At 64.9% G+C, this 23,157-nt stretch carries 19 protein-coding genes, 1 tRNA gene and 1 pseudogene; 19 read left to right on the top strand and 2 right to left on the bottom strand.

The window, feature by feature from the left end; genetic code table 11:
• The 3 genes from DU475_RS01680 to DU475_RS01670 form a co-directional block, all read left to right on the top strand.
• Nucleotides 1–126, top strand: a 126-nt coding sequence (locus DU475_RS01680; protein ID WP_502586253.1) for an EF-Tu C-terminal domain-related protein, incomplete at its 5' end; no start/stop codon positions are given.
• Nucleotides 127–170: 44 nt separating this feature from the next.
• Nucleotides 171–464 carry a hypothetical protein gene (locus tag DU475_RS01675; protein ID WP_349644147.1) on the top strand — a complete coding sequence of 98 codons (294 nt, stop codon included), beginning with the start codon at nucleotides 171–173 and terminating at the stop codon, nucleotides 462–464.
• 82 nt (nucleotides 465–546) lie between these two features.
• Nucleotides 547–622 (top strand) — tRNA-Trp (locus tag DU475_RS01670).
• 168 nt (nucleotides 623–790) lie between these two features.
• Here DU475_RS01670 and DU475_RS01665 read toward each other — a convergent pair.
• Nucleotides 791–2,002, bottom strand: coding sequence for a PepSY-associated TM helix domain-containing protein (locus tag DU475_RS01665; RefSeq protein ID WP_164630310.1), 1,212 nt, complete (start codon nucleotides 2,000–2,002; stop codon nucleotides 791–793).
• 87 nt (nucleotides 2,003–2,089) lie between these two features.
• Entirely contained in the window at nucleotides 2,090–4,159 is a 2,070-nt protein-coding gene (locus tag DU475_RS01660; protein WP_205524168.1) for a TonB-dependent receptor, read from the bottom strand.
• A gap of 718 nt (nucleotides 4,160–4,877) precedes the next feature.
• Between DU475_RS01660 and DU475_RS01655 the strand changes: the two genes are divergently transcribed.
• The 16 genes and pseudogenes from DU475_RS01655 to rpoB all read left to right on the top strand — a co-directional run bounded on the left by DU475_RS01655 (nucleotide 4,878) and on the right by rpoB (nucleotide 23,066).
• Nucleotides 4,878–5,411, top strand: coding sequence for an RNA polymerase sigma factor (locus DU475_RS01655; protein WP_164630308.1), 534 nt, complete (start codon nucleotides 4,878–4,880; stop codon nucleotides 5,409–5,411).
• 114 nt (nucleotides 5,412–5,525) lie between these two features.
• Nucleotides 5,526–5,702, top strand: a pseudogene (locus DU475_RS24170) (FecR/PupR family sigma factor regulator); the annotation flags it as partial.
• Nucleotides 5,703–5,807: 105 nt separating this feature from the next.
• Complete coding sequence (locus DU475_RS01650; protein ID WP_349644146.1) at nucleotides 5,808–6,518, top strand: FecR family protein; 711 nt, start codon at nucleotides 5,808–5,810, stop codon at nucleotides 6,516–6,518.
• A 114-nt stretch (nucleotides 6,519–6,632) separates the two neighbouring features.
• Nucleotides 6,633–10,154, top strand: coding sequence for a TonB-dependent receptor domain-containing protein (locus DU475_RS01645; RefSeq protein WP_246700207.1), 3,522 nt, complete (start codon nucleotides 6,633–6,635; stop codon nucleotides 10,152–10,154).
• Between the two features lie 175 nt (nucleotides 10,155–10,329).
• Nucleotides 10,330–10,983 carry a biliverdin-producing heme oxygenase gene (locus DU475_RS01640; RefSeq protein WP_164630302.1) on the top strand — a complete coding sequence of 218 codons (654 nt, stop codon included), beginning with the start codon at nucleotides 10,330–10,332 and terminating at the stop codon, nucleotides 10,981–10,983.
• Nucleotides 10,984–11,078: 95 nt separating this feature from the next.
• Nucleotides 11,079–12,038, top strand: coding sequence for a tonB-system energizer ExbB (gene exbB / locus DU475_RS01635; protein WP_164630300.1), 960 nt, complete (start codon nucleotides 11,079–11,081; stop codon nucleotides 12,036–12,038).
• Between the two features lie 13 nt (nucleotides 12,039–12,051).
• Complete coding sequence (exbD, locus tag DU475_RS01630) at nucleotides 12,052–12,501, top strand: TonB system transport protein ExbD (RefSeq protein ID WP_164630298.1); 450 nt, start codon at nucleotides 12,052–12,054, stop codon at nucleotides 12,499–12,501.
• Entirely contained in the window at nucleotides 12,498–13,343 is an 846-nt protein-coding gene (locus DU475_RS01625; RefSeq protein WP_164630296.1) for an energy transducer TonB family protein, read from the top strand. Before exbD ends, DU475_RS01625 begins: the two co-directional genes overlap by 4 nt.
• Nucleotides 13,344–13,671: 328 nt before the next feature.
• Nucleotides 13,672–13,860, top strand: a complete 189-nt coding sequence (gene secE, locus DU475_RS01620; RefSeq protein ID WP_013501899.1) for a preprotein translocase subunit SecE — start codon at nucleotides 13,672–13,674, stop codon at nucleotides 13,858–13,860.
• 17 nt (nucleotides 13,861–13,877) lie between these two features.
• Entirely contained in the window at nucleotides 13,878–14,408 is a 531-nt protein-coding gene (gene nusG / locus DU475_RS01615) for a transcription termination/antitermination protein NusG (RefSeq protein WP_013501900.1), read from the top strand.
• A 155-nt stretch (nucleotides 14,409–14,563) separates the two neighbouring features.
• Nucleotides 14,564–14,992 carry a 50S ribosomal protein L11 gene (gene rplK, locus DU475_RS01610; protein WP_013501901.1) on the top strand — a complete coding sequence of 143 codons (429 nt, stop codon included), beginning with the start codon at nucleotides 14,564–14,566 and terminating at the stop codon, nucleotides 14,990–14,992.
• A 6-nt stretch (nucleotides 14,993–14,998) separates the two neighbouring features.
• Nucleotides 14,999–15,688, top strand: a complete 690-nt coding sequence (rplA, locus tag DU475_RS01605) for a 50S ribosomal protein L1 (RefSeq protein WP_047309350.1) — start codon at nucleotides 14,999–15,001, stop codon at nucleotides 15,686–15,688.
• A gap of 104 nt (nucleotides 15,689–15,792) precedes the next feature.
• Nucleotides 15,793–16,752 (top strand): NAD(P)-dependent oxidoreductase, encoded by a 960-nt coding sequence (locus tag DU475_RS01600; RefSeq protein WP_164630294.1) that lies wholly within the window; start codon nucleotides 15,793–15,795, stop codon nucleotides 16,750–16,752.
• Nucleotides 16,753–17,525: 773 nt separating this feature from the next.
• Entirely contained in the window at nucleotides 17,526–18,044 is a 519-nt protein-coding gene (rplJ, locus tag DU475_RS01595) for a 50S ribosomal protein L10 (protein ID WP_013501904.1), read from the top strand.
• A gap of 55 nt (nucleotides 18,045–18,099) precedes the next feature.
• Entirely contained in the window at nucleotides 18,100–18,474 is a 375-nt protein-coding gene (gene rplL, locus DU475_RS01590; RefSeq protein WP_013501905.1) for a 50S ribosomal protein L7/L12, read from the top strand.
• 467 nt (nucleotides 18,475–18,941) lie between these two features.
• Complete coding sequence (gene rpoB, locus DU475_RS01585) at nucleotides 18,942–23,066, top strand: DNA-directed RNA polymerase subunit beta (protein ID WP_164630292.1); 4,125 nt, start codon at nucleotides 18,942–18,944, stop codon at nucleotides 23,064–23,066.
• The last annotated feature ends 91 nt before the right edge of the window (nucleotides 23,067–23,157 follow it).

Here is a 23,157-nt window from a genome sequence, read left to right as displayed (position 1 = left end):
GGCGACAACATCGCGATGGAAGTGCACCTGATCGTGCCGATCGCGATGGAAGAAAAGCTGCGCTTCGCCATCCGCGAAGGCGGCCGCACGGTGGGCGCCGGCGTCGTCGCCGCGATCATCGAGTAAGCATCATCGCTCACGCCGAACGACAGCCGCGAGCACGTTTGATCGTGCTCTCGGCCTTTCTTCTTGCTCTGCTCGCGCCGGCGGCAGGTGAGGCGGCCTGCCCGGACCGGCCGCCATGCAAGGGCTGCGGCTGCAAAGGCGGCACCGGCTATCGCGCGCCGGACGGCCATTGCGTAGGCTTCCGCGAGCTCGACCGGGTCTGCGGAGCGCCGCCGACCCGCTGCGTGTTCGAGAATGCGCCGGGGACGGGCGCCAACCGGGATTGCGCGCTGGCGCCCCGATCACATCGCAAGTCCGGAACCGGTCCGGATGCCGTGCCTGTGGAACCTGTCGAATAGACCAAAGCCTAAGCGCGTATCCCACTTGCCAGCAGGGCACCGCCTGTGCTTCAAACGGCCCGTTCGGCGGCGACGCCGACGTAGGAGTGTAGCTCAATTGGTAGAGCACCGGTCTCCAAAACCGGGGGTCGCAGGTTCGAGCCCTGCCACTCCTGCCAGCGATCCGCTAAGCATCTGAATTTTCTAAAATAGTCGGTCAACGCCGGGGCTTGCGGCATCGATTTTGGTCGCGCTGGCGGCGGCCGATTGCGGGCGATGCGGTGGCGGAAGCGATAGCCTGGCCGTCGCGCGAGCCGGGTGTGCCTGATCCCTTTGCCGGGGCCGGGCTAAGCAGCCAACGTCTTTGCCTTGGCGCGGGGCTTTTCGTCGCGCGCCAGCCGCGCCTTGCGCTTCTTCCACCAGACATAGAGACCGGTATAGGCGCTGATCGCCAGCGCCAGCCCGACAACCGCGACGAAGACGCGATAGGGCAGGCCGAACACTTTGGCCATATGCAGCGATTGCAGCCAGCGGCTGACGGTGTCGCCGGAATAGGCGCCGGTCGGCATCCGCGAGCCGAGCAGGGCGCCACTGCGGGCGTCGATGAACACGCCGGTCTGACCGCGGTCGCTCTGCACGTCCCGCGACGTATTGGCATAGTAGATGAAAGCGTCGAAGCGGCGATTGTAGAACAGATGGCTGCGGAAATTGACGGTAAAGCCGTGCTGCGCCGCCAGCTCGTCCATCGCGCGGGAGGCGATGTCGTAGGCCTGCGGCCAGCCGAGCAGCGGCTTGCTGGTGTCCGCCTTGCGCGGCTCCGGCGTCGCGCTGAACTCGAGGAAGGTCGACATCACCGGCGTATAGATCTCCTGCCGTAGATTGAGCATCACGCTCGACCACGCGAACAGGAACAGCACCGCCCACAGCCACAGGCCGGAAGCGCGGTGGACGTCGTAATGCAGCCGATAGGTGCTGCCCGTGTGCTTGATCAGCCAGGCCGGCAACCAGCGCTTCCAGAACGGTGGGATCCGCGGGAAGGTCGAGACGATGCCGACCAGACAATTCACCGTCCAGACCAGGGCGACGAGGCCGAACAACCATTGGCCGTAGGGTGCCGGCAGCGCCAGCGCATAGTGCAGCTTGTAAATGAAGCCGATCAGCGTGGTGCGATCGAACGGCGTGGCGCCGTACTTGCGCACGCCGAGCAGACGCCCGTCATACGGATCGAGGAAGGCCTGATCCGCATCGGGCTGCTTCGGATCGCCGCGCGTCAGATTGAACGGGACCGAACGATCCGGCGTCCGCAGAAACGGGAATCCGGTGACCTGATAACCCGGCAGCGCTGCGACGGCCCGTGCATGCAGCTCGAACGGATCGAGCATCGCGGCGGGCCGTCCCCGTTCGTCCAGCCGCGGCTGCACGACATATTGCCCGGGATTGACGAGCGCCTCGAGTTCCTTCTCGAACGCCAGAAGGCTCCCGGTCACGCCGGCGATGATCAGAAACGCCGCAGCGAACAGGCCGGTCCATTTGTGGATGAAGACGGAGAATGAAATCATGCGGACCATGCCGCGGCCTGCGCGCAGGCCGGGCGTGGGCTCCGTCCGGCTCTGCGTACTATTGCCCATCGTCGTCGGCTTTCTGGCTTAGAACCGGAAGGTGGTCGAAGCCAGATAGGTGCGTGGCGCGCCGAGATAGATCTGGCGGTCCGAAAGACTGGTCGCCCAGTAACTGCTGTTGCCGACGTTCTCGACGGCGAAGCGCAGCGTGATCGGCTTGCCGTTCCAGGGTGAGGCGAAGGTGTAACGCGCACCGAGATCGAACCGCGTCCAGGACGGCACCAGGAAGCGGTTGGCGGCGTCGGCATAGGCTTCACCAAAGTGGATCGCGCGGCCGGTCAGCGTCAGGCCATCGGCGAACGGCGTGTCCCACTCGGTGCCGAGGCTGACCTGCACCTGCGGAATGCCGAGCGAGCGCTTGCCGTCGTTGATGCCGTTCTGGGTTTTGGCCTGACGGGCATCCATGAACGACGCGCCGCCAAGCAAGCGCCAGCCGGGCGTGAGCTCGCCGAAAGTGTTGATCTCGACGCCGCGATTGCGGTTCTCGCCGTCGATCGAGAAGATCGGCAGTGGCGAGTTCGGAATGCTGATCTGTGCCGGCTGCGAGATGTCGTAAGCGGCGACGGTGGTGGTGAAGCGGCCCCAATCGACCTTCACGCCCATCTCGTGCTGGACCGATTTGTACGGCGGGAACACCTGACCCTGGTTCTGGAAGCCGGCGTCCACGATCGTGCCCATCATCAGGCCTTCGATGTAGTTGGCGTAGACCGAGACGTTCTCCAGCGGCTTGATCACCAGCATATAGGCCGGCGACCATGTGCCGGCGCTGTAGCTCGAGGTCGGAGCCCCCGTGATCGTATTGAACGCGTCCGACGCGGCTTCCTGCCGGCGGATGCCCATCGTGAACTGGATGCGCTTGTTCAGCACCGACATCGTGTCGGCGATGCCGTAGCTGTTGAGTGAACTCACATTGGCCTTGACGACGTCGACTTGGGGAATCGTCTGGAAGGGGATGGGAGCCGGATTGTAGATATTGGAGGTCACCCGCATGCCGACGCTCTGCGAGGCGTCGAGCTGGCCACTCCACAGCGTGGTGTTGAAGTTGACTTCATGCAGCACCGGACCAGTCTCGACCGTGGCCCGGAAGCCTGCCTGTTCGGTGTGGTTGTGGCGGTTCTGCCGATTGACGAACGGCGTCGACGTGGTGTCGCCGAGGGCATTGACGATGGTCGGGTTGGAGATCGTCGAGGTGATGGAATTTTCGAAGAAGCCGCCGCCGCCGTAGATGGTCAGCCAGTCGGTGACATCGACTTCGGCCTGAAACAGCGCCGCGGTGTTGGTGCCCTTGATGCCGGTCCAGGCCGGAATCCAGAAATTGGTCGGCGAGGGCGGCGTCGGGATGGCGGTCAGGCTCGGGTTCAAGGTGTTGCGACCGCCGAGGCCGTTGCCGCGGAAATCGTTGTAGAGCACGTCGGCGGAGACCCGAACGCGCTCGCCGCGATAATCCAGCGCCAGCGCGTGGCTCTGATCGCGCAGGCTCTGATTGTCCACCTCGGTGTTGCCGTCGCGATAGCTGCCGTTGTAGCGGATGCCGAATTCCTTGTGTTCGCCGTAGCGCTGGCCGACGTCGAGATGCACGCCGCCTTGTCCGCGCGAGGCGAACGACGTCGTCACCTCGGCGATCGGCTCGTTGCGGGCGCGCTTCATCACGTAATTGATCGCGCCGCCGATCGAATCGTCCGGCGACTGACCGTTGAGCAGGCCGCTGAGGCCTTTGATCACTTCGACGCGTTCGACCGCATCGATCAGGTTGAAGTTGTTGTTACCCATCAGGCCGAAATAGCCGTTGATGCCGACCGCCGTGTTGCCGAGCAGGAAGCCACGGATCACCGGCTGCTCGCGGCCGATACTGCGCGGCAGCGCCGAGGCGACGGCGGGATCGTTGACCAGGACGTCCGCCAGCGTACGTGCCTGCGTGTTCTCGATGAGCTCGCGCGTGTAGGTGGTCTGGTTGAACGGCGTATCGAGCACGCCGCGATTGCCGAGCAGACCGACCTGACCGCCATTCGCGACCTGACCGCCGGCATAAGACGGCGTCAGCGCACCGACGGTGCCGCGGCCGGGCACGACATAGGGGACGGGAGCAACCGGCTGCAACGGCGCGGCCGCACGGCGGGGCGCGGCGCGCGTGGCCGATGCTCGGCGGGGCGGGGAAACGCTGGGCTTGCTTTGACGGGTCGGCGCTTCGACGCTGATCGCGGGTAGCGTCGACTGCGCATGCGCCGGTGTGACGAAATCGATCGCCAGACACAAAGTAAGATGGCTCACAGCACCAAGGCACGCCACGCGAGCAACATTATCGATTATCACTTCCTTCGCCCCTCCCAGAAAACCATCAACGAGCTTGTTTCCGACAAGTGCGGTCTACGAAAACGATCGCGATCACAAGATAGTTGCGACTAGAACGGTTCAAATTCGCGATTACGTTCGGCGATGTGACTTTGATGAAACAAGTCGGGCCGCGAACACGACGCCACGCTCGCGAAAACGATGGTGTCGCTGGAGTCATTCTGATCAGGACTGCTCTGCAGTTCGCGCGATCAGCGCTGAGTCGTCGGATTGCAGCGACCATCCGTCGTGCATTGATGCAATGCTTCGGTCGAACGCCGGCGCGGATGCGCCGAACAAGCGCGCTGATACAGCGCGAGAGAGGGGCTCGGCTCGCCGCTGCAATTGTCATGTGGTGGAATTTTCGCACGATCGGCTAGAGCCAATCTAATTCGCTGGGTTTGCGACGAAATCGGCCGGCTGCTAACCGGATTGTCGCGGCTGGCGTTGGCTCGGTGGGGGCGACAGGTTGGGTGGCGTTCGTTCGATGACCGATTTGACCGAGAGCCTGGCGCACCTCTATGCCGACGAACACAGGCGGCTGCAGCGGTTTCTGATCGCTCGCGGCCTGTCCGCGAGCACGGCGGCCGACATCGTGCAGGAGGCATTCCTGCGGCTGTTGCGCGCACCGCGCGAGGAGGTGCGCGACCTCCGCAGCTATCTGTTTCGCACCACCAACAATCTGGCGATCGACGATGCCCGCCGGCATCGCCGCAATATTCTGGCGACCGCGGTCGAACTCGACGAAGCGATCGCCGACCCGGCGCCGCTGCCCGATGCGGTGCTGATCTCCCACCAGGAATTCCAGGCGCTGCACGCGGCGCTCGCGGCGTTGCCGCCGCGGCCCCGCGAAGTGCTCATTCTCCACAAATTCGAAGGCCTGAGCTATGCCGACATCGCCGCCCGACTCGGGATCTCCAAGAATACCGTGATGGCGCACATGCTCAGGGCGATGCTTTGCCTCAAAGCCAGTTTCTCGGCAGAGGGCGGCGGCGGTGCGAGCGGCTCGTCGAGCCGGTGATGCCACCCCCCTGATGGAAGTGGTTTCGCTGTTTTTCTTCACCTGAACGTTTTCCGTGCATATCTACGCCCTGCATTGGCGACGTCTCCCACCGCCTGCCGGTGCAATTCCGCAATGCACGACCGTGTCACCCGAGGCCGCATGGACAGATTGGACGCACCATCGTCCGTAGACGAGCAGGCGGTTCAATGGTTCGTCATCCTTCGCGACGACGAGGCCACCGAAGCGAACCGCGCCGCCTTTGCAGCGTGGCTGGCGGCTGATCCGGCCCACGAGGCCGCCTGGCGCTCGGTCGAGCGGATGTGGAGCGGCCTCGATGCCGTCGGACGACGTCCGGCGCCGCGCAGCCCGCGGCGGCAGCGATCGAGCCTGCCGAAGCGCATCGCGGCGACTGCCGTGCTGTTGCTGGTGATGGCCGGTTTCGGCTGGCAGTTGCTGCCGGTCGGCCTGTTCGCGGACCATCGAACCGGCGTGGGTGAGCGCAAGACGGTGACGCTGCAGGACGGCTCGCAGATCGAGCTTTCGACATCGACGGCGATCGATGTCTCGTTCGGCGACACCGAACGGCGCATCAAGCTGCTGACCGGGGAGGCGTTCTTCACGGTGGCGAAAGACCGCGAACGACCGTTCATCGTCGCGGCCGGCGGCGGCGAGGTGAAGGTGTTGGGAACCGCGTTCGACGTCAAGATCGCGCGCGACGTCATGGTCGCCGTGGCCGAGAGCACGGTTCAGGTCGGCGCACCGGCTGCCGCGTCGGTGAAAGTCGCGGCCGGGCAGGAGGTGCGGTACGGGGCCGGCGGCATATCCGGCGTCACTGCGGCCGATCTCGACGCCGTGCAGGCATGGCGGCGCAACCAACTGATCTTCCGCGACGTGCCCTTGGATGATGTGGTTGCCGAACTCGGCCGCTATCGGCGCGGCCCGATCATGCTGTTCGGCGGTGATCTCGGTAAGCGGCACGTCACCGCGGTATTCGACACCGACGACGTCGACGCGGCGCTCGACACCGTCGCTCAATCGCTGTCGCTGCGTATCTATCGTGCGGCCGGCCTTCTGACTGTAATGATTCCAAGCGCCGATTCACAAAAAGACCCGGTAGTCGAGTAACTACTCTGTCCAACTCCGCCGTCTTCATCGCAGCAGGTCGCTAAACGCGGCTGAACGACGATGGGGGCCTCCGGGATGGGTTTGGATACAAGGTGCGTATGCTCTAACGGCAGAATGGCCGTGTTGTTGATGGCGGCGACGTTTCTGTCGACGGCCGCGACGATCGAACAATCTTACGCACAAGCTCCTCAACCAACGCGCACCGGCGCCGGCGCCCGCGAGCTCGACATCCAGGCTCAGCCGCTCGCCGGCGCGTTGATCGCATTTTCTCGACAAGCACGACTGCAGATCTTCGTCGATCAAGCGCTGGTCGCAGGCAAGTCCGCGCCCGCCGTCCGCGGTGCGCTGACGCCCTCGGCGGCGCTCGACCGACTTCTGGCGGGGTCCGGGCTCTCTTATCGGTTCAAGCCCGGCGGCACGGTGACGATCGTCGGGCCATTGAGCGCCAGTATGAATCAGATGCCGGCGCCCGATGGATCGCTGATGCTGGATACGATCGACATCTCGGGCGGCCGCGGCAGTCCGGCCGAGGTGCCGTACCGTACGCCTGCGCCGGTGAACCAGATTTCTCAGGAAAGTATCGAGCGCTTCCGCGGCAGCAGTCCGGCCGACATCTTCCGCGGAACGCCCGGCGTGATGTCGGGGGAGGCCAGGAACGGCGGCGGCTCGATCGATGTCAATATCCGAGGCATGCAGGGCATGGGCCGGGTTGCCGTGACGGTGGACGGCGCTGAGAACGGGCTGACCGTCTATCAGGGCTATCAGGGTATCTCCAACCGGACCTACGTCGATCCGGACCTTCTGGCGGGCGTCGACATCACCAAGGGATCGGACGCATCGTCCCGCGGCATCGCCGGCACGGTGGCGATGCGCACGCTCGGCGCCGACGATGTCGTGAAGGCCGGCGAAAAATGGGGCGTACTGGTCAGGAGCAGCTTCGGTACCAACACCGCCAACCCGCGGCCGGGCGATCTCGGCGGCTATACCTGGCCGCGGCCCTATGTCAGCGATCCGCAGCCCTATCCGGTGCCGACGGCGCAGGCGTCCGGTCTCGACCGGCCCGGACTGCTCGATCCGACCAGCGGTTCGTTCAGCACCGTCGCGGCGATCAAGGAGGCGAACTACGACCTGCTGTGGGGCTATGCGTATCGGAAGCAGGGCAATTACTTCGCCGGCAAGAACGGGCCGGGCGCGGGTGTGCTCGACACCGGACCGCAGCCGCTCTGTTATTCGAGCGGATTCTGCTATTACCCGCCGAGCCCGATCTCCTATGCGCATGTGTACCAGAACACGGGTCTGACCAGCTATCGCGCCGGCGAGCAGGTTCTGAACACGCAGCTCGAGACCGAGTCCTATCTCGCCAAGGGTACCGTCAGGTCCGACGACGGCCAGAGTCTGCAGGTCGGCTACAACGGCTATCGCAGCAAGGCCGGTGACGTCATCGCGTCGTTGTTCTCCAGCGCGCAAAATCAGGCGGTGCAGCAGGCCCAGGAGGACGTGACCAAGGTCGATACCGGCACCGTCCGCTATCGTTGGAAGCCGGAAGACAACGGTCTCGTCGACTTCAAAGCCAACATGTGGATGACCAGCCTGACGTTGCTGACGCCGCCTCGCACCAGCTTCGCGACCAGCGTCAAGCCCGAAGATTTCGGCCTCCCATACAACTACCTGCCTGGCAATCAAAGCACGATGGGCGGCGGCGACCTCAGCAACAAGTCTCACCTCTCATTGGAGCGCTTCGGTTCGCTCGATGTCGAGTACGGTGCGTCATACCTTCAGGAGGCGACCAGGCCGATGCCGTTTACGAACGAGCTCAACGGCGGCATCCCGTCCCGTGAAGGCGCCAGGCAGGAGGTCGCCGGCTTCGGCAAAGTCGCTTACAAGCCGGTCGAATGGCTCACGCTGAACGGCGGTCTCCGATATTCGCATTATTGGTCTCAGGATCGGAGCACGATCACCAACGCAACGCAGATGAATCCGGCGCCGTCGCGGGACAGCGGCGGATATAGTCCATCCGCCGGTGTTGTGGTCGAGCCGATCAAGGACGTGCAGTTCTACACCAACTACTCCAGCGCGTTGCGCATGCCGACGCTGTTCGAATCGGTCGCCGGTTACAGTCTGGTTCCGAATGCTGGTCTGCTTCCCGAACGCTCCAACAACTGGGAGGCCGGCGTGAATCTGTTCCGAGAGGGGGTATTCGGGGCGGCCGATAAGGCGATGATGAAGCTCGGCTATTTCAATTGGAACGTGTCGAACTACGTCGCCCGGATGAGCAAATCGTTCGTGGATCCGACCTATGGCTACACCTATTCCGCCCTTCAGGTGGTCAATATCGATCGCGCACGCTTCGAAGGACTCGAATGGTCGGGCCGCTATCAGAACGGCGGCTTTACGGTTGAGGTGGCTGCAAACTACTATCTCAACGTCGAATATTGCCCGACCTCGACCACTTGCGCCAACTCGACGCTGTCGGGCGACTATTCGGCCAACCAGGTGCCGCCGAAATACTCGGCGAACATCATGGTGTCGCAGAAGCTGCTCGATGACGACCTAACTGTCGGCGGTCGTGCGAGCTATATCGGGCCGCGCTCGATCGGATACGGTGCGGTGCAATATGGCGCGTCCGCCATCATCGCGCCGATCATCTGGCAGCCGTATTGGCTGGTCGATGTGTTCGCCGAATACAAGCTCACCAAGGACATCAGCCTGCGCGCGACCGTCGAGAACCTGACGGATCAGTATTACGTCGATCCGCTCAGTCTGGTTCAGCAGCCGGGTCCCGGACGCACGATCCGTCTTGGGATGACCGGAAAGTTCGGAGGAAACGAAACGGTGTCGCCGGGGTCGCTGACGCGCCTGTTCGCGCCGAGCGCAACGGTTGCGAACTGGAGCGGATTCCATGCCGGCGTCAATACGGCCTACAATTCCGCGAAGTTCGGCGGGGCCATGACCGCGTTGAACGGATCGGCCGACAGTCACGCGGCGAACGAATCGCCCAATCAGCAGGTCGGCGCGCTCTCCTTCGGCTTGCATGCCGGTTACGACTATCAGTTCGCGAGCCGCATCGTCGCCGGCATCGAGGCCGACATCGCCAAGACCGAGATCGGCGCGTCCCAGGTGACCTTCGCCACCGAAGGTGCCGTCTGCAATTGCGCGAACAATCTGTCGAGGACGCGGCAGTTCGAAGCGGTGCAGCAGAGCGAGATCAAGTGGCTCTCCACGGTGCGCGGACGGCTCGGCTACGCCGTCAACGACCGGCTGATGCTGTACGCCAGCGGCGGCGTCGCCTTCATGCAGCAGGGCGAATCCCGGACACAGTACCGTGCCGTCAATTCCGGAAACTTCTCGTGGCCGACGACGACCGTGGCGACTTTCACGGAAGATGGCTCGCGTACCCGAGTGGGATATGTGATCGGCGGCGGCGGCGAATACGCCGTGGGCGGTGCCTGGTCGATCAAGGCGGAGTATCTGCTCGCCCGTTTTTCCGGTGAGGATTTCTCCTTCGCCGACGCAAGGGCCGGCGTGCTGCCGGGCAATTTCGTGACGCCGGCGACCTACGCGAGGAGCAACGGCCGCAAGCTCAGCAGCAACGTCGACATTCCGATGGTCCGGGTCGGGGTCAACTACAGGTTCTGACGTCGAGGACAGAAGCGATGCGCGCAAAGGACGACGCGGCCGCGCTGAGGCGCGCGGCTGGTGGTCGGAGGTGGCGTACGGCGCCGCTGGTCTCAGCGAGGTGGCCTGCCGGTGAAGCCGGCAGCAAACGAGGACAAGTCGGGATGACCGCGTCCTGCAGGTTGGAGCATTCTGAATGACGGCAATCGAAAGCGAAGCCGAGCTGGCACTCGGCCGGTCGAAACGGCTGAAGTCCGCGACGCAGGCGACGCACGAGCGGCTCGACACCGGCATCATGGCGCGGAGGCCGTTCGCGAACCGCGAGCGATACGCGCTGTTTCTCCGTGTCCAGCATCGCTTTCACCAGGACGTCGATGCGTTCTATCGCAGCGCGGCGCTGAGCGCATTGCTGCCGGCTCTGGCGGAGCGGCGGCGGCTCGAACTCATCGAACTGGACCTTCGTGATCTCGGCGTCGCGCCGGAAAGTTCGCGTGCGACGCCGGCTGCAATCGACGAGCCGATCGACATCCCGACGGCGCTGGGTTGGCTCTATGTCGCCGAAGGCTCCAACCTCGGCGCTGCGTTTCTGCTCAAGCAGGCGGCCAGTCTCGGTTTGTCGGAGACGTTCGGTGCCAGGCATCTCGCGGCGGCTCCGGAGGGACGTGGCCTCCATTGGAGAACCTTCACTGCCGCGCTCGACGCAGCGCCGTTGTCGGCCGCGGAGGAAGACCGCGCGATCGCCGGCGCGCGTGCCGCTTATCTGCGCGTACAGGAGCTGGTGAGCGAGTTGCTGGTCACGGCTGCCGAAGCTCCGGGAGACGTCGCAGCCGTGGTCGACGCCGATCGGTAACGAGCCGCTGGTGCGCCCCGACCAGCGTCCCGCGTCAAGCTGGCGCCGCGACGGAACGGAGCGCCGTCTCGTTCTGAATGGAAGGAAGGTGAGGGATGAAGATAGTCCCCCGAATATCGAGATGGGCGTCGCTGGCGCTGATCGGGGCACTGTTTGCCTACGCGCCGCAAGCTGCGGCACAGCAGCCCGGATCGGCGCCCGCATCGCCGGCGCCGACGAGCCTGACCTCCCCGGAAGCGCCCACCGCTCCAGATGCACCGCCCGCTGCAGGTCCGGCCGGTGAGGGCGGCGGACTGGTCGCGCAGGTCCCGCCGAAGCCGGATCGCCACTCCGATCTGCCGCACGATCTGTCGCCGGTCGGCATGTTCATGGCGGCCGACTGGGTGGTGAAGGCCGTGATGATCGCGCTTGTGCTCGCTTCGTTTCTGAGCTGGACGGTGTGCGTGGCCAAAGCCGTCGAGGTCGCCTGCGCCCGCGCCAGAGCGAAGCGCGCGTTCAAGGTGGTGGATCAGTCGCGAAGCCTCGACGAAGCCGTCCAACGTCTCAGCAAGCGGGGCGGCCCCGCCGTGTTCATGGTGCGGTCGGCGAACGACGAATTGCACCGTTCGTTGCCGGCGATGGCCTATGCCGGCGAGGCTGGTCTGAAGGAGCGGGTGGTATCTCGCCTGGCGCGCATCGATGCGCAGGCGGGCCGCAGGCTGATGCGCGGAACCGGATTGCTCGCCACCGTCGGCGCGGTGTCGCCCTTCGTCGGCCTGTTCGGCACGGTGTGGGGCATCATGAATGCATTCATCGGAATCTCGCAGAGTCACACCACCAACCTCGCGGTGGTAGCGCCGGGCATCGCTGAAGCTTTGCTGGCAACGGCGTTCGGCCTGGTCGCCGCGATTCCAGCGGTCGTCATCTACAACGTCTTCGCGCGTGCCATCAGCGGTTATCGCCAGGTCATGGCGGACGCTGCGGCCGGGGTCGAGCGCTTGGTCAGCCTCGATCTGGATTTCCGCAAAGTCCCGGACGAGCGCCGGAGGTCGACCTCGATTTTGGCTGCAGAGTAGGAGTGGAGAAGCAATGGCAGGCGAGGTTTGCGAGAGTGGCGGCGATCGGCTCGACGACAAGCACAGACTCAACGTCCCTCCGTTGATCGACGTGATGCTGGTGCTGCTCCTGATCGTCATGGTCGCCGCGCCGATCGCGGCGGCCGATATCAATGTCGACCGTCCGGCGTCCACGGCGAAATCGGTGCCGCGAGCCGACAGGCCGCTCTATCTCACTCTGAACAGCAACCACACGCTGCGCATCGGCGACAATCCGGTCGCTCGGGAAGACCTGCGGGCGGTCATCGATCGCTCGGTCGACGGCGACAAGGAGACCCGCATTTTCGTTCGCGCCGACAAGAACGTCGACTACGGAAGCCTGATGGAGGTGATGGATCTGTTGCGCGGCGCCGGGTATCCGAAGGTCGCGCTGGTCGGTCTCGAGATGGTGACGGTGCTGCCTCCGTCCGCGGCGTTGCCGTGACCGACTTCGACGGCTCGATCGGTCGCCGGACCAAAGCTCTGGAAATGCTGGGCTGGTCGGTCTCGGCGCTGCTGATGATGGGAGCCCATGCCGGCGCCGTGGTGTGGATGCTGCGGGTCGATCCGGTGGTCCCCGCGGACGATTCGGCGCCGGCCGCTATCATGCTGGACATGGCGGCAGTCCCCGAAGCGATGGCGACGGCGACGACCGAGATCTCGCCGGACCTGAAATCGGCCGATGACAGCCGGCCGCAGTCGGAGCAGCAGCACGAGCCGCAGCCGCAGCACGCTGAACTGGTCGAGCCGAATGAGCACGAACCGGTCGAACAGCCCAAGACCGAGCACGAGACTCCGGTCGTCGAGACCGCGGAGGTGCCGCTTCCCCGTCCCGAGCCGCCGCCGACGGTCGCGCCGCCGCAGCATAAGCCGACGCCGAACAAGAAGCAGCGTCCGCGCCCGCAGCGCGCCGCCGCCAATTCCCAGGCGATGCGGCAGGCGCAGCTCGAGGCGCGGCAATCGGAGCGGCTGGCGGCTGCGCAGACGGCGTTCGGCGGGATGTCGCAGTCGCCTGCCGAATGGCGGTCGCGGCTGATGGCCCACCTGCAGCGCAACAAGCGTTCGGTGTCGGCGGCGATGGACCAGCGGGCGCGCCGGATCGCCTATGTACGCTTTGCGATTGATCAGGCCGGCAATGTCGGATCGGTCAGTCTGGTGCGGTCCTCGGGACTCGCCGAGATCGACCGCGAGGCGGTAGCGCTGGTGCGTCGTGCGTCGCCGGTGCCGCCGCCGCCGGCCGGCGTGAGCCCCAGCCTGACGGTGCCGGTCGGGTTCGCTTCCGACTAGGCTCTCGCCGCGCGCCGCCGAGGGCGGCGTCCCGGCCCGCGTAGGAGATTGTAATAGCGGGACTTTTAGCCGTCGAGCCGAAGACGCGCGCCGGCCGGCGGGGCGGCGGGATGGCCGTTCGTAGCTTGACGTTTCGGCGATCTGGCCGTACAAGGCCCCACTCGCTGCCGGCCCGCTTTGACGGATTTCCGGCGCGGCTTGATTTTCCCGAAAAACAGGGCCCGGTTGGCGGCTCATCCTGAAGCTGAGGGGTTCCTTGGCGGAGGTTGGGCGCAACAGGGCTGTCTGAGTTTCTGAAACCGACATCGACACTGACCCGGATCACGCCATGGCCTTCAGCCCGTTCAAATTCCTGCAGGAAGTGCGGAGCGAGACCGCCAAGGTGACGTGGCCGACCCGCCGCGAGACCTCGATCACCACGATCATGGTGTTCGTGATGGTGGCGCTGGCCTCGATCTTCTTCTTCGCCGCCGACCAGGTGATCAGCTTGCTGATCCGCCTGGTGCTCGGCGTCTAACGGCAGGCCCGAATCTTATGAGCATGCGCTGGTACATCGTCCACGCCTATTCGAACTTCGAGAAGAAGGTCGCGGAATCGATTCGCGAGCAGGCCAAGCAGCGTGGCCTGGAAGATCTGTTCGAGCAGGTGCTGGTGCCGACCGAGAAGGTCACAGAGGTGCGCCGCGGCCGCAAGGTCGACGCCGAGCGCAAGTTCTTCCCGGGCTACGTGCTGGTGAAGATGAATCTGACCGACGAAGCCTTCCACCTGATCAAGAACACCCCGAAGGTCACCGGCTTCCTCGGCGCCGAGAACAAGCCGATGCCGATCTCGGAGTCCGAGGCGATGCGCATTCTGCACCAAGTGCAGGAAGGCGTGGAGCGCCCGAAGGCGTCGGTGTCGTTCGAGATCGGCGAGAACGTCCGCGTCGCCGACGGCCCGTTCGCCTCGTTCTCCGGCGTGGTCGAGGAAATCGACGAGGCGCGTTCGCGCGTCAAGGTCGCGGTGTCGATCTTCGGCCGCGCGACGCCGGTCGAGCTGGAATTCGGTCAGGTCGAGAAGGTTTGACCGCAACACCCCGTCATGGCCGGGACGAGCCCGGCCATGACGTGCGGAAAGTAATTTCCGCGAAGCGTGGGAGGCTTCGGACGATCGCCAGTCGTCCGCTAGAGCCCCACCACGAAACCTGAAACCGCCGGTTCGCCGGCAACAGGAGAGTTGGTATGGCAAAGAAAGTGACCGGATACCTGAAGTTGCAGGTGCCGGCCGGAGCGGCGAACCCGTCGCCTCCGATCGGTCCCGCGCTTGGTCAGCGCGGCCTCAACATCATGGAGTTCTGCAAGGCGTTCAACGCGCAGACCCAGAAGGAAGAAAAGAACACGCCGATTCCGGTGGTGATCACGATCTACGCCGATCGGTCGTTCACCTTCGAGATGAAGACCCCGCCGATGTCCTACTTCCTCAAGCAGGCGGCCAAGATCCAGTCCGGCTCCAAGGCGCCGGGCCGCGATGTCGCCGGCAAGGTGACCTCCGCCCAGGTGCGTGAGATCGCCGAGAAGAAGATGAAGGATCTCAATTGCGACACCGTCGAGTCGGCCATGCGCATGGTCGAGGGCTCCGCCCGCTCGATGGGCCTGCAGGTCGAGGGGTAACGGATCATGGCAATCGGTAAGCGTCTGAAGAAGATCCGCGAAGGCATCGACCGCACCAAGCTGTATCCGCTCGACGAGGCGGTGAAGCTGATCAAGGAGCGCGCGATCTCGAAGTTCGACGAGACCATCGAGGTCGCGATCAACCTCGGCGTCGATCCCCGCCACGCCGACCAGATGGTCCGCGGCGTGGTCATGCTGCCGAACGGAACCGGCCGCACCGTGCGCGTCGGCGTGTTCGCGCGTGGCGCCAAGGCGGACGAGGCCAAGGCCGCGGGTGCCGACGTGGTCGGCGCGGAGGATCTGGTGGAGCAGGTGCAGGCCGGCAACATCAATTTCGACCGCTGCATCGCCACCCCCGACATGATGCCGCTGGTCGGCCGCCTCGGTAAGGTGCTCGGCCCGCGCGGCATGATGCCGAACCCGAAGATCGGCACGGTGACCATGGACGTCGCCGGCGCGGTCAAGGGCGCCAAGGGCGGTTCGGTCGAGTTCCGCGTCGAGAAGGCCGGCATCATCCAGGCCGGCGTCGGCAAGGCCTCGTTCGACGCCGACAAGCTGGTGGAGAACATCAAGGCGCTCGCGGACGCGGTCAACAAGGCCAAGCCGAGCGGCGCCAAGGGCACCTACATTCAGCGCGTTGCGGTGTCCTCGACGATGGGCCCGGGCGTGAAGGTCGAGCCGGGCACCGTCCACTAAGTCCGTTGCCCGGACGAATCGCGATTTGAAAGAGGGCGGACGGGGCAACCCGTTCGCCCTTTTTGTTTGCTCGCAAGAACAACAAGCAATCGGGAGGGGCTGCAATGGCCGACAAGGTTCTGGTGACGTCACGGTTCGGCAGGTCGATGCTGGGACGGTTCGCCGAGCGCTTCGAGCTGCTGGAGACCGCGGGCAAGCCGGCCGATCAGGTGTTCGGCGCCGCCGAGCTTGCAGATGTCCGCGCGCTGCTGACGATGGGCGGCCAGCCGCTCGGCCGTGAAACCTTCGACATCCTCCCGGCGCTCGGCGCGGTGGTCTGCTACGGCACCGGCTATGACGGGGTCGATCTGAAAGCCGCGGCTGAGCGCGGTATCGTGGTCGGCAACAGCCCGGCCGCGAACGCCTCGGCGGTCGCGGATCTGGCGTTGGCGCTGTTGCTCGCCTTGATGCGGCGGGTGCTGCCGGCCGACGCTTACGTGCGGGCCGGGGGCTGGTACGGCGCCAGGCCGTCGCCGATGCTGAAGCCGCCGCGTGGACTGACCGGCGCCAAGGTCGGGGTCTATGGCATCGGCGAAATCGGCCGCAAGATCGCCGCGCGGGTCGCCGGTTTCGAGACCGAGGTCGCCTATCACAGTCGCAGCCGCCACGACGTGCCCTATGCCTACATCGGTAGCCTCGCCGAACTGGTGGCGTGGTGCGACGTGCTGCTGGTCGCCGTCCGCGCCGGTCCCGATACCGAGAACATCATCGATGCCGGGATGCTGCGGCGACTCGGGTCGAATGGGGTGCTGGTCAACATCTCACGCGGCTCGGTGATCGATCAGCCGGCGCTGATCGCCGCGCTTGCCGACGGCACCATCGCGGGCGCCGGCCTCGACGTCTACGCGCAGGAGCCTTACGCGCCGGATGCGCTGGCCGAGTTTCCCAACGTGGTGCTGACGCCGCATATCGGCGGGCATACCCAGGAGGCGCACGTCGCCATGCAGGATTGCGTGATCGCCAATCTGGCCGCGTATTTCGAGGGGAGGCCGCTGCCATATCCGGTCGAGGCCCCACAGGGCTGACCGAAACCGTAGCGCCGACATCGACATAACCGCAATGCTGCATCGTCTGGTGGAAGGTGAGCTGAGGCCGGTCTTTCTGCTGGCGAGCGCGCCTTGGCGCCGGTCCGGCGTGCGCGGGCCGCTTGCGTCGCGCGGCCCGATCCGGCAGGATTCACTCAATTGTTGCCAGGGCGGTCCAAGGTTGTGCGGACCCGCTATGCCAAAATCGTGCCGACTGGCCAAGTTTGCTCTTGGCAAGCGCATTAAGACTCGCTAAACACCCCGCTCCGGACGTGCCGGCTGTGGCTGGCGCGTCTATGCGCGCATTCCAATGACCTGATCGATAGGAGTCCCTTCCTTCAACTCATCCACCCGGATCGCTGAAGGATGCGGAATACTGTCACTGGATCGGAATGCGGGCAGGGATCGGAAAGGTCGACAGGCCGGCTCGCCGGACTGTTTGCCAGACGATCTCGGTCCTGTCCAAGACTGCAGGCGCCGAAGTGGAAGCGATCGTTTCCTCAGAGGCTTAATCGTATGGCCTGCATAGATGGGTGAAAACCGGATTTTGTGTCCCGACGCTCTGCGCGGCGGGATGCGGAGTGGGTTCGAACCTCGACACCCCGCGCGGGCGATGGCGATCAGCCGAAGCCGGTACGGGAGGGCAGGCAATTCACGATCGTCTCGCCCCGCGTGTCCTTGGAGGCTTTTGCCTCGGGGTCGGGTTGGAGCGGGACGGTGGGTGTAACCCGGTGGTCCTGTTCGCAGAGACCGCCAACCGGAGAGAGCTTGCTGTGGAAAGAGCGGCAAAAAAGGAGGCGGTCGAATCGCTGAACGGTCTGTTCCAGACCACCAGCGTCGCGATCGTCGCTCACTATTCCGGCCTCACCGTTGCCCAGATGCAGAAGCTGCGCCAGCAGATGAAGCAGGCGGGCGCCTCGGTGAAGGTCTCGAAGAACCGTCTCGCCAAAATTGCTCTTGAAGGCACCGACGTCGCAGCCATCGGCTCCCTGTTGAAGGGGCCGACGGTGATCGCAACTTCCAGCGATCCGGTCGCGGCGCCGAAGGTGGCCGTCGAATTCGCCAAGGCGAACGAAAAGTTCGTCATTCTCGGCGGTTCGATGGGCAAAACCGTCCTGAACGTCGATGGTGTGAAGGCGCTCGCCTCGCTGCCGTCGCTCGATGAACTGCGTGCCAAGCTGGTCGGCCTCGTCCAGGCCCCGGCGACCAAGATCGCGCAGGTCACCACTGCTCCGGCTGCCAAGCTGGCTCGCGTGGTTCAGGCCTATGCCTCCAAAAGCGAAGCGGCCTGACGCTTCACTCCCAATCAACCCTGGTTCGAACTGATACCCGTAAGGAACTGATTCAATGGCTGATCTGCAGAAGATTGTTGACGACCTGTCGAGCCTCACCGTGCTCGAAGCCGCTGAGCTCGCCAAGATGCTCGAAGAGAAGTGGGGCGTCTCGGCCGCTGCGGCCGTCGCGGTTGCCGCTGCTCCGGCCGGTGGCGCTGCCGCTCCGGCGGAAGAGAAGACCGACTTCACCGTTGTGCTGGCCTCGGCCGGCGACAAGAAGATCGAGGTGATCAAGGAAGTCCGCGCCATCACCGGCCTGGGCCTCAAGGAAGCCAAGGATCTGGTCGAAGGCGCTCCGAAGCCGCTCAAGGAAGGCGTCAACAAGGAAGAAGCCGAGAAGATCAAGGCCCAGCTCGAGAAGGCTGGCGCCAAGGTCGAGCTCAAGTAAGCCGATCGGTTTGGCCGGGCCCGGGTCTCCCCGGGTCCGGCACGATCGCGGTTCGGGCCCTCTGGGTCCGGGCGGCAACGGCAGGGCGGGCTGCGGTGTGCCCGGACGAGCCGTCACAGGAATGTGTGGAAAGGCGCGGGGACAACCCCTCGAATCTCCACATTGCCGTCCCATATTGGTGCGGCAGCACGAAAGCGCGGGCGCGATGGGCGTGGTAACGTGTCCGCGCAGCCTTTAGGAGAATCGGCAATTTCGGGCTTTTTCGGTCTGTAACGACGAGATTTCGACGGGCGGGTGCGGCAGCGCCCCGCGCGTCATTTTGCGTTCGGAATTAGTGTTGAGCCGACTTAGGACTTTGTTCCTGAAATCGGGCTCCTGAATTTCGGATGTTCGGTATTCAACCCGGGGGCGAGGCGGCTCGCGCTCCGGACGGTTCGCCCCGCCGGGCGACGAAACGAGAGGCCACGATGGCGCAGCAGACGTTCACCGGTCGCAAACGCGTTCGCAAGTTTTTCGGTCACATCCGGGAAGTCGCGGAGATGCCGAACCTCATCGAGGTTCAGAAGGCGTCCTACGACCAGTTCCTGATGGTCGCCGAGCCGCCCGGCGGGCGGCCTGACGAGGGTCTGCAGGCGGTGTTCCGGTCGGTGTTCCCGATCTCGGACTTCTCCAACGCCTCAATGCTCGAATTCGTGCGCTACGAATTCGAGCCGCCGAAGTACGACGTCGACGAGTGCCGCCAGCGCGGCATGACCTACGCCGCGCCGCTGAAGGTGACGCTGCGCCTCATCGTGTTCGATATCGACGAGGAAACCGGCGCCCGCTCCGTCAAGGACATCAAGGAGCAGGATGTCTACATGGGCGACATCCCGCTGATGACGATGAACGGTACCTTCATCGTCAACGGCACCGAGCGCGTGATCGTCTCGCAGATGCACCGGTCGCCGGGCGTGTTCTTCGACCACGACAAGGGCAAGACCCACTCGTCGGGCAAGCTGCTGTTCGCCGCCCGCATCATCCCGTATCGCGGTTCCTGGCTCGACATCGAGTTCGACGCCAAGGACATCGTCTATGCGCGTATCGACCGTCGCCGCAAGCTGCCGGTGACGTCGCTGATGTTCGCCCTCGGCCTCGACGGCGAAGAGATCCTGTCGACCTTCTACAACAAGATCCTCTACAAGCGCACCAAGGACGGCTGGCGCGTGCCGTTCGACGTCAACCGCTTCCGTGGCTATTCGACCGTCAACGACCTGATCGATGCCGACACCGGCAAGGTCGTGCTCGAGGCCGGCAAGAAGCTGACCGTGCGCGCCGCCCGCCAGCTCCAGGAGAAGGGGCTCAAGGCGCTGCGGATGTCCGACGAGGAGCTCGTCGGCAACTACCTCGCCGAGGATCTGGTCAACCCGAAGACCGGCGAAATCTACGCGGAAGCCGGTGAGGAGATCACCGACAAGGCCCTGAAGATGCTCAACGAGCAGGGCTACAAGGAGCTGCCGCTGCTCGACATCGACCACGTCAATGTCGGCCCCTACATCCGCAACACCCTCAACGTCGACAAGAACATGACGCGCGAGGACGCGCTGTTCGACATCTACCGGGTGATGCGTCCGGGCGAGCCGCCGACGCTGGAATCCGCGCAGAACATGTTCCAGTCGCTGTTCTTCGACGCCGAGCGCTACGACCTGTCGGCGGTCGGCCGCGTCAAGATGAACATGCGCCTCGACCTCGATGCGCCCGACACCCATCGCACGCTGCGCAAGGAGGACATCCTGGCGGTGATCAAGACCCTGGTCGGCCTGCGGGACGGCAAGGGCGAGATCGACGACATCGACCACCTCGGCAACCGCCGGGTGCGCTCGGTCGGCGAACTGATGGAGAACCAGTACCGCATCGGTCTGCTCCGCATGGAGCGCGCCATCAAGGAGCGGATGAGCTCGGTCGACATCGACACCGTGATGCCGCAGGACCTGATCAACGCCAAGCCGGCGGCGGCGGCGGTGCGCGAGTTCTTCGGCTCGTCGCAGCTCTCGCAGTTCATGGACCAGACCAATCCGCTGTCGGAGATCACCCACAAGCGGCGCCTGTCGGCGCTCGGCCCGGGCGGTCTGACCCGCGAGCGCGCCGGCTTCGAAGTCCGCGACGTGCATCCGACCCATTACGGCCGGATCTGCCCGATCGAGACGCCGGAAGGTCCGAACATCGGTCTGATCAACTCGCTGGCGACCTTCGCCCGTGTGAACAAGTACGGCTTCGTCGAGACCCCGTATCGCAGGGTCAAGGATGGCCATGTCACCGACGAGGTGGTCTACCTCTCGGCGATGGAGGAGGGGCGTTACGCGGTCGCGCAGGCCAACGTGCCGCTCGACGCCAAGGGCCGCTTCACCGACGACCTGATCGTCTGCCGCGCCGGCGGCACCCGCGACGTCGTGCTGATCCCGGCCGACCAGGTCGACTACATGGACGTGTCGCCGAAGCAGCTCGTTTCGGTCGCCGCGGCGCTGATCCCGTTCCTCGAGAACGACGACGCCAACCGCGCGCTGATGGGCTCGAACATGCAGCGCCAGGCGGTGCCGCTGGTTCGCGCCGAGGCGCCGTTCGTCGGCACCGGCATGGAAGGCGTGGTCGCCCGTGACTCGGGCGCGGCGATCGCCGCGCGCCGCACCGGCATCATCGACCAGATCGACGCCACCCGCGTCGTGATCCGCGCCACCGAGGATCTCGATCCGACCAAGTCGGGCGTCGATATCTACCGGCTGATGAAGTACCAGCGCTCCAACCAGTCGACCTGCATCAACCAGCGTCCGCTGGTGAAGGTCGGCGACCACGTCAAGAAGGGCGACATCATCGCCGACGGTCCGTCGACCGATCTCGGCGAGCTGGCGCTGGGCCGCAACGTGCTGGTCGCGTTCATGCCGTGGAACGGCTACAACTTCGAAGACTCGATCCTGCTCTCCGAGCGGATCGTGAAGGAAGACGTCTTCACCTCGATTCACATCGAGGAATTCGAGGTGATGGCGCGCGACACCAAGCTCGGTCCCGAGGAAATCACCCGCGACATTCCGAACGTCTCGGAAGAAGCGCTGAAGAACCTCGACGAAGCCGGTATCGTCTACATCGGCGCCGAAGTTCGCGCCGGCGACATCCTGGTCGGCAAGATCACGCCGAAGGGCGAAAGCCCGATGACGCCGGAAGAAAAGCTGCTGCGCGCCATCTTCGGCGAAAAGGCCTCGGACGTTCGCGACACCAGCTTGCGGGTGCCGCCGGGCGTGCAGGGCACCATCGTCGAAGTCCGCGTGTTCAACCGCCACGGCGTCGACAAGGACGAACGTGCGCTGGCGATCGAGCGGGAAGAGATCGAACGGCTCGCCAAGGACCGCGACGACGAGCAGGCGATTCTCGACCGTAACGTCTACGGCCGTCTCGCCGACCTGCTCGACGGCCGCCAGGGCATCGCCGGACCGAAGGGCTTCAAGAAGGACACCAAGATCACCCGCGCGGTGCTCGAGGAATATCCGAAGTCGCAGTGGTGGCTGTTCGCGGCGCCGAACGACAAGCTGATGGCCGAAATCGAGGCCATGCGGAAGCAGTACGACGAGTCGAAGAAGGGCCTCGAACAGCGCTTCCTCGACAAGGTCGAGAAGCTTCAGCGCGGCGACGAACTGCCGCCCGGCGTGATGAAGATGGTCAAGGTCTTCGTCGCGGTGAAGCGCAAGATCCAGCCGGGCGACAAGATGGCCGGCCGCCACGGCAACAAGGGCGTGGTGTCGAAGATCGTGCCGATCGAGGACATGCCGTTCCTGGAGGACGGTACCCACGCCGACATCGTGCTCAACCCGCTCGGCGTGCCGAGCCGCATGAACGTCGGTCAGATCCTCGAGACGCATCTCGGCTGGGCGTGCGCGGGCCTCGGCAAGCGCATCGGCCAGACCATCGACACCTACTACCAGAGCCAGGATCTCAAGCCGCTGCGCGAGACCCTGCGAAAGATCTACGGCGAGGACGAGACCATCAAGTCGCTCGACGATGGCGAGCTGCTCGAGCTCGGCCGCAATCTGCGCCATGGCGTGCCGATCGCGACCCCGGTGTTCGACGGCGCCAAGGAAGCCGACATCGAGGAGATGCTGAAGCTCGCGGGCTTCGACGCCTCGGGGCAGTCGACCGTCTACGACGGCCGCACCGGCGATCAGTTCGATCGCCGCGTCACCGTCGGCTACATCTACATGCTGAAGCTGCATCACCTCGTGGACGACAAGATCCACGCCCGGTCGATCGGTCCGTACTCGCTCGTCACCCAGCAGCCGCTGGGCGGCAAGGCGCAGTTCGGCGGCCAGCGCTTCGGCGAAATGGAGGTGTGGGCGCTCGAGGCTTACGGCGCGGCCTATACGCTGCAGGAAATGCTGACGGTGAAGTCGGACGACGTCGCCGGCCGCACCAAGGTGTACGAGGCGATCGTGCGCGGCGACGACACGTTCGAGGCCGGTATCCCGGAATCGTTCAACGTGCTCGTCAAGGAAATGCGCTCGCTCGGCCTCAACGTCGACCTGCACAATTCCAAGCTGGGCAACGCGCCCCCGGCCGAGGCGGCCGAATGATGTGCGGTTGGCGCGGCTTCGGTCGCGCCAACGAGTTGCGATTAGCGAATGGCGAATAGCATAGAGGCGGGTGTGCAGGGACGGCGAGACG

Source organism: Rhodopseudomonas sp. WA056 (assembly GCF_010906995.1).
GTDB classification, from domain to species: domain Bacteria; phylum Pseudomonadota; class Alphaproteobacteria; order Rhizobiales; family Xanthobacteraceae; genus Rhodopseudomonas; species Rhodopseudomonas palustris_G.
The sequence above is the reverse complement of the archived record's forward strand: the minus strand, read 5'-3'. Positions and strand labels throughout refer to the sequence as shown.

Coding starts and splice junctions, on each gene's coding strand:
- DU475_RS01665 (WP_164630310.1), bottom strand. CDS start 2,002: ATGATTTCATTCTCCGTCTTCATCCACAAATGGACCGGCCTGTTCGCT.
- DU475_RS01655 (WP_164630308.1), top strand. CDS start 4,878: ATGACCGATTTGACCGAGAGCCTGGCGCACCTCTATGCCGACGAACAC.
- DU475_RS01645 (WP_246700207.1), top strand. CDS start 6,633: ATGGCCGTGTTGTTGATGGCGGCGACGTTTCTGTCGACGGCCGCGACG.
- DU475_RS01640 (WP_164630302.1), top strand. CDS start 10,330: ATGACGGCAATCGAAAGCGAAGCCGAGCTGGCACTCGGCCGGTCGAAA.
- exbB (WP_164630300.1), top strand. CDS start 11,079: ATGAAGATAGTCCCCCGAATATCGAGATGGGCGTCGCTGGCGCTGATC.
- exbD (WP_164630298.1), top strand. CDS start 12,052: ATGGCAGGCGAGGTTTGCGAGAGTGGCGGCGATCGGCTCGACGACAAG.
- secE (WP_013501899.1), top strand. CDS start 13,672: ATGGCCTTCAGCCCGTTCAAATTCCTGCAGGAAGTGCGGAGCGAGACC.
- nusG (WP_013501900.1), top strand. CDS start 13,878: ATGAGCATGCGCTGGTACATCGTCCACGCCTATTCGAACTTCGAGAAG.
- rplK (WP_013501901.1), top strand. CDS start 14,564: ATGGCAAAGAAAGTGACCGGATACCTGAAGTTGCAGGTGCCGGCCGGA.
- rplA (WP_047309350.1), top strand. CDS start 14,999: ATGGCAATCGGTAAGCGTCTGAAGAAGATCCGCGAAGGCATCGACCGC.
- DU475_RS01600 (WP_164630294.1), top strand. CDS start 15,793: ATGGCCGACAAGGTTCTGGTGACGTCACGGTTCGGCAGGTCGATGCTG.
- rplL (WP_013501905.1), top strand. CDS start 18,100: ATGGCTGATCTGCAGAAGATTGTTGACGACCTGTCGAGCCTCACCGTG.
- rpoB (WP_164630292.1), top strand. CDS start 18,942: ATGGCGCAGCAGACGTTCACCGGTCGCAAACGCGTTCGCAAGTTTTTC.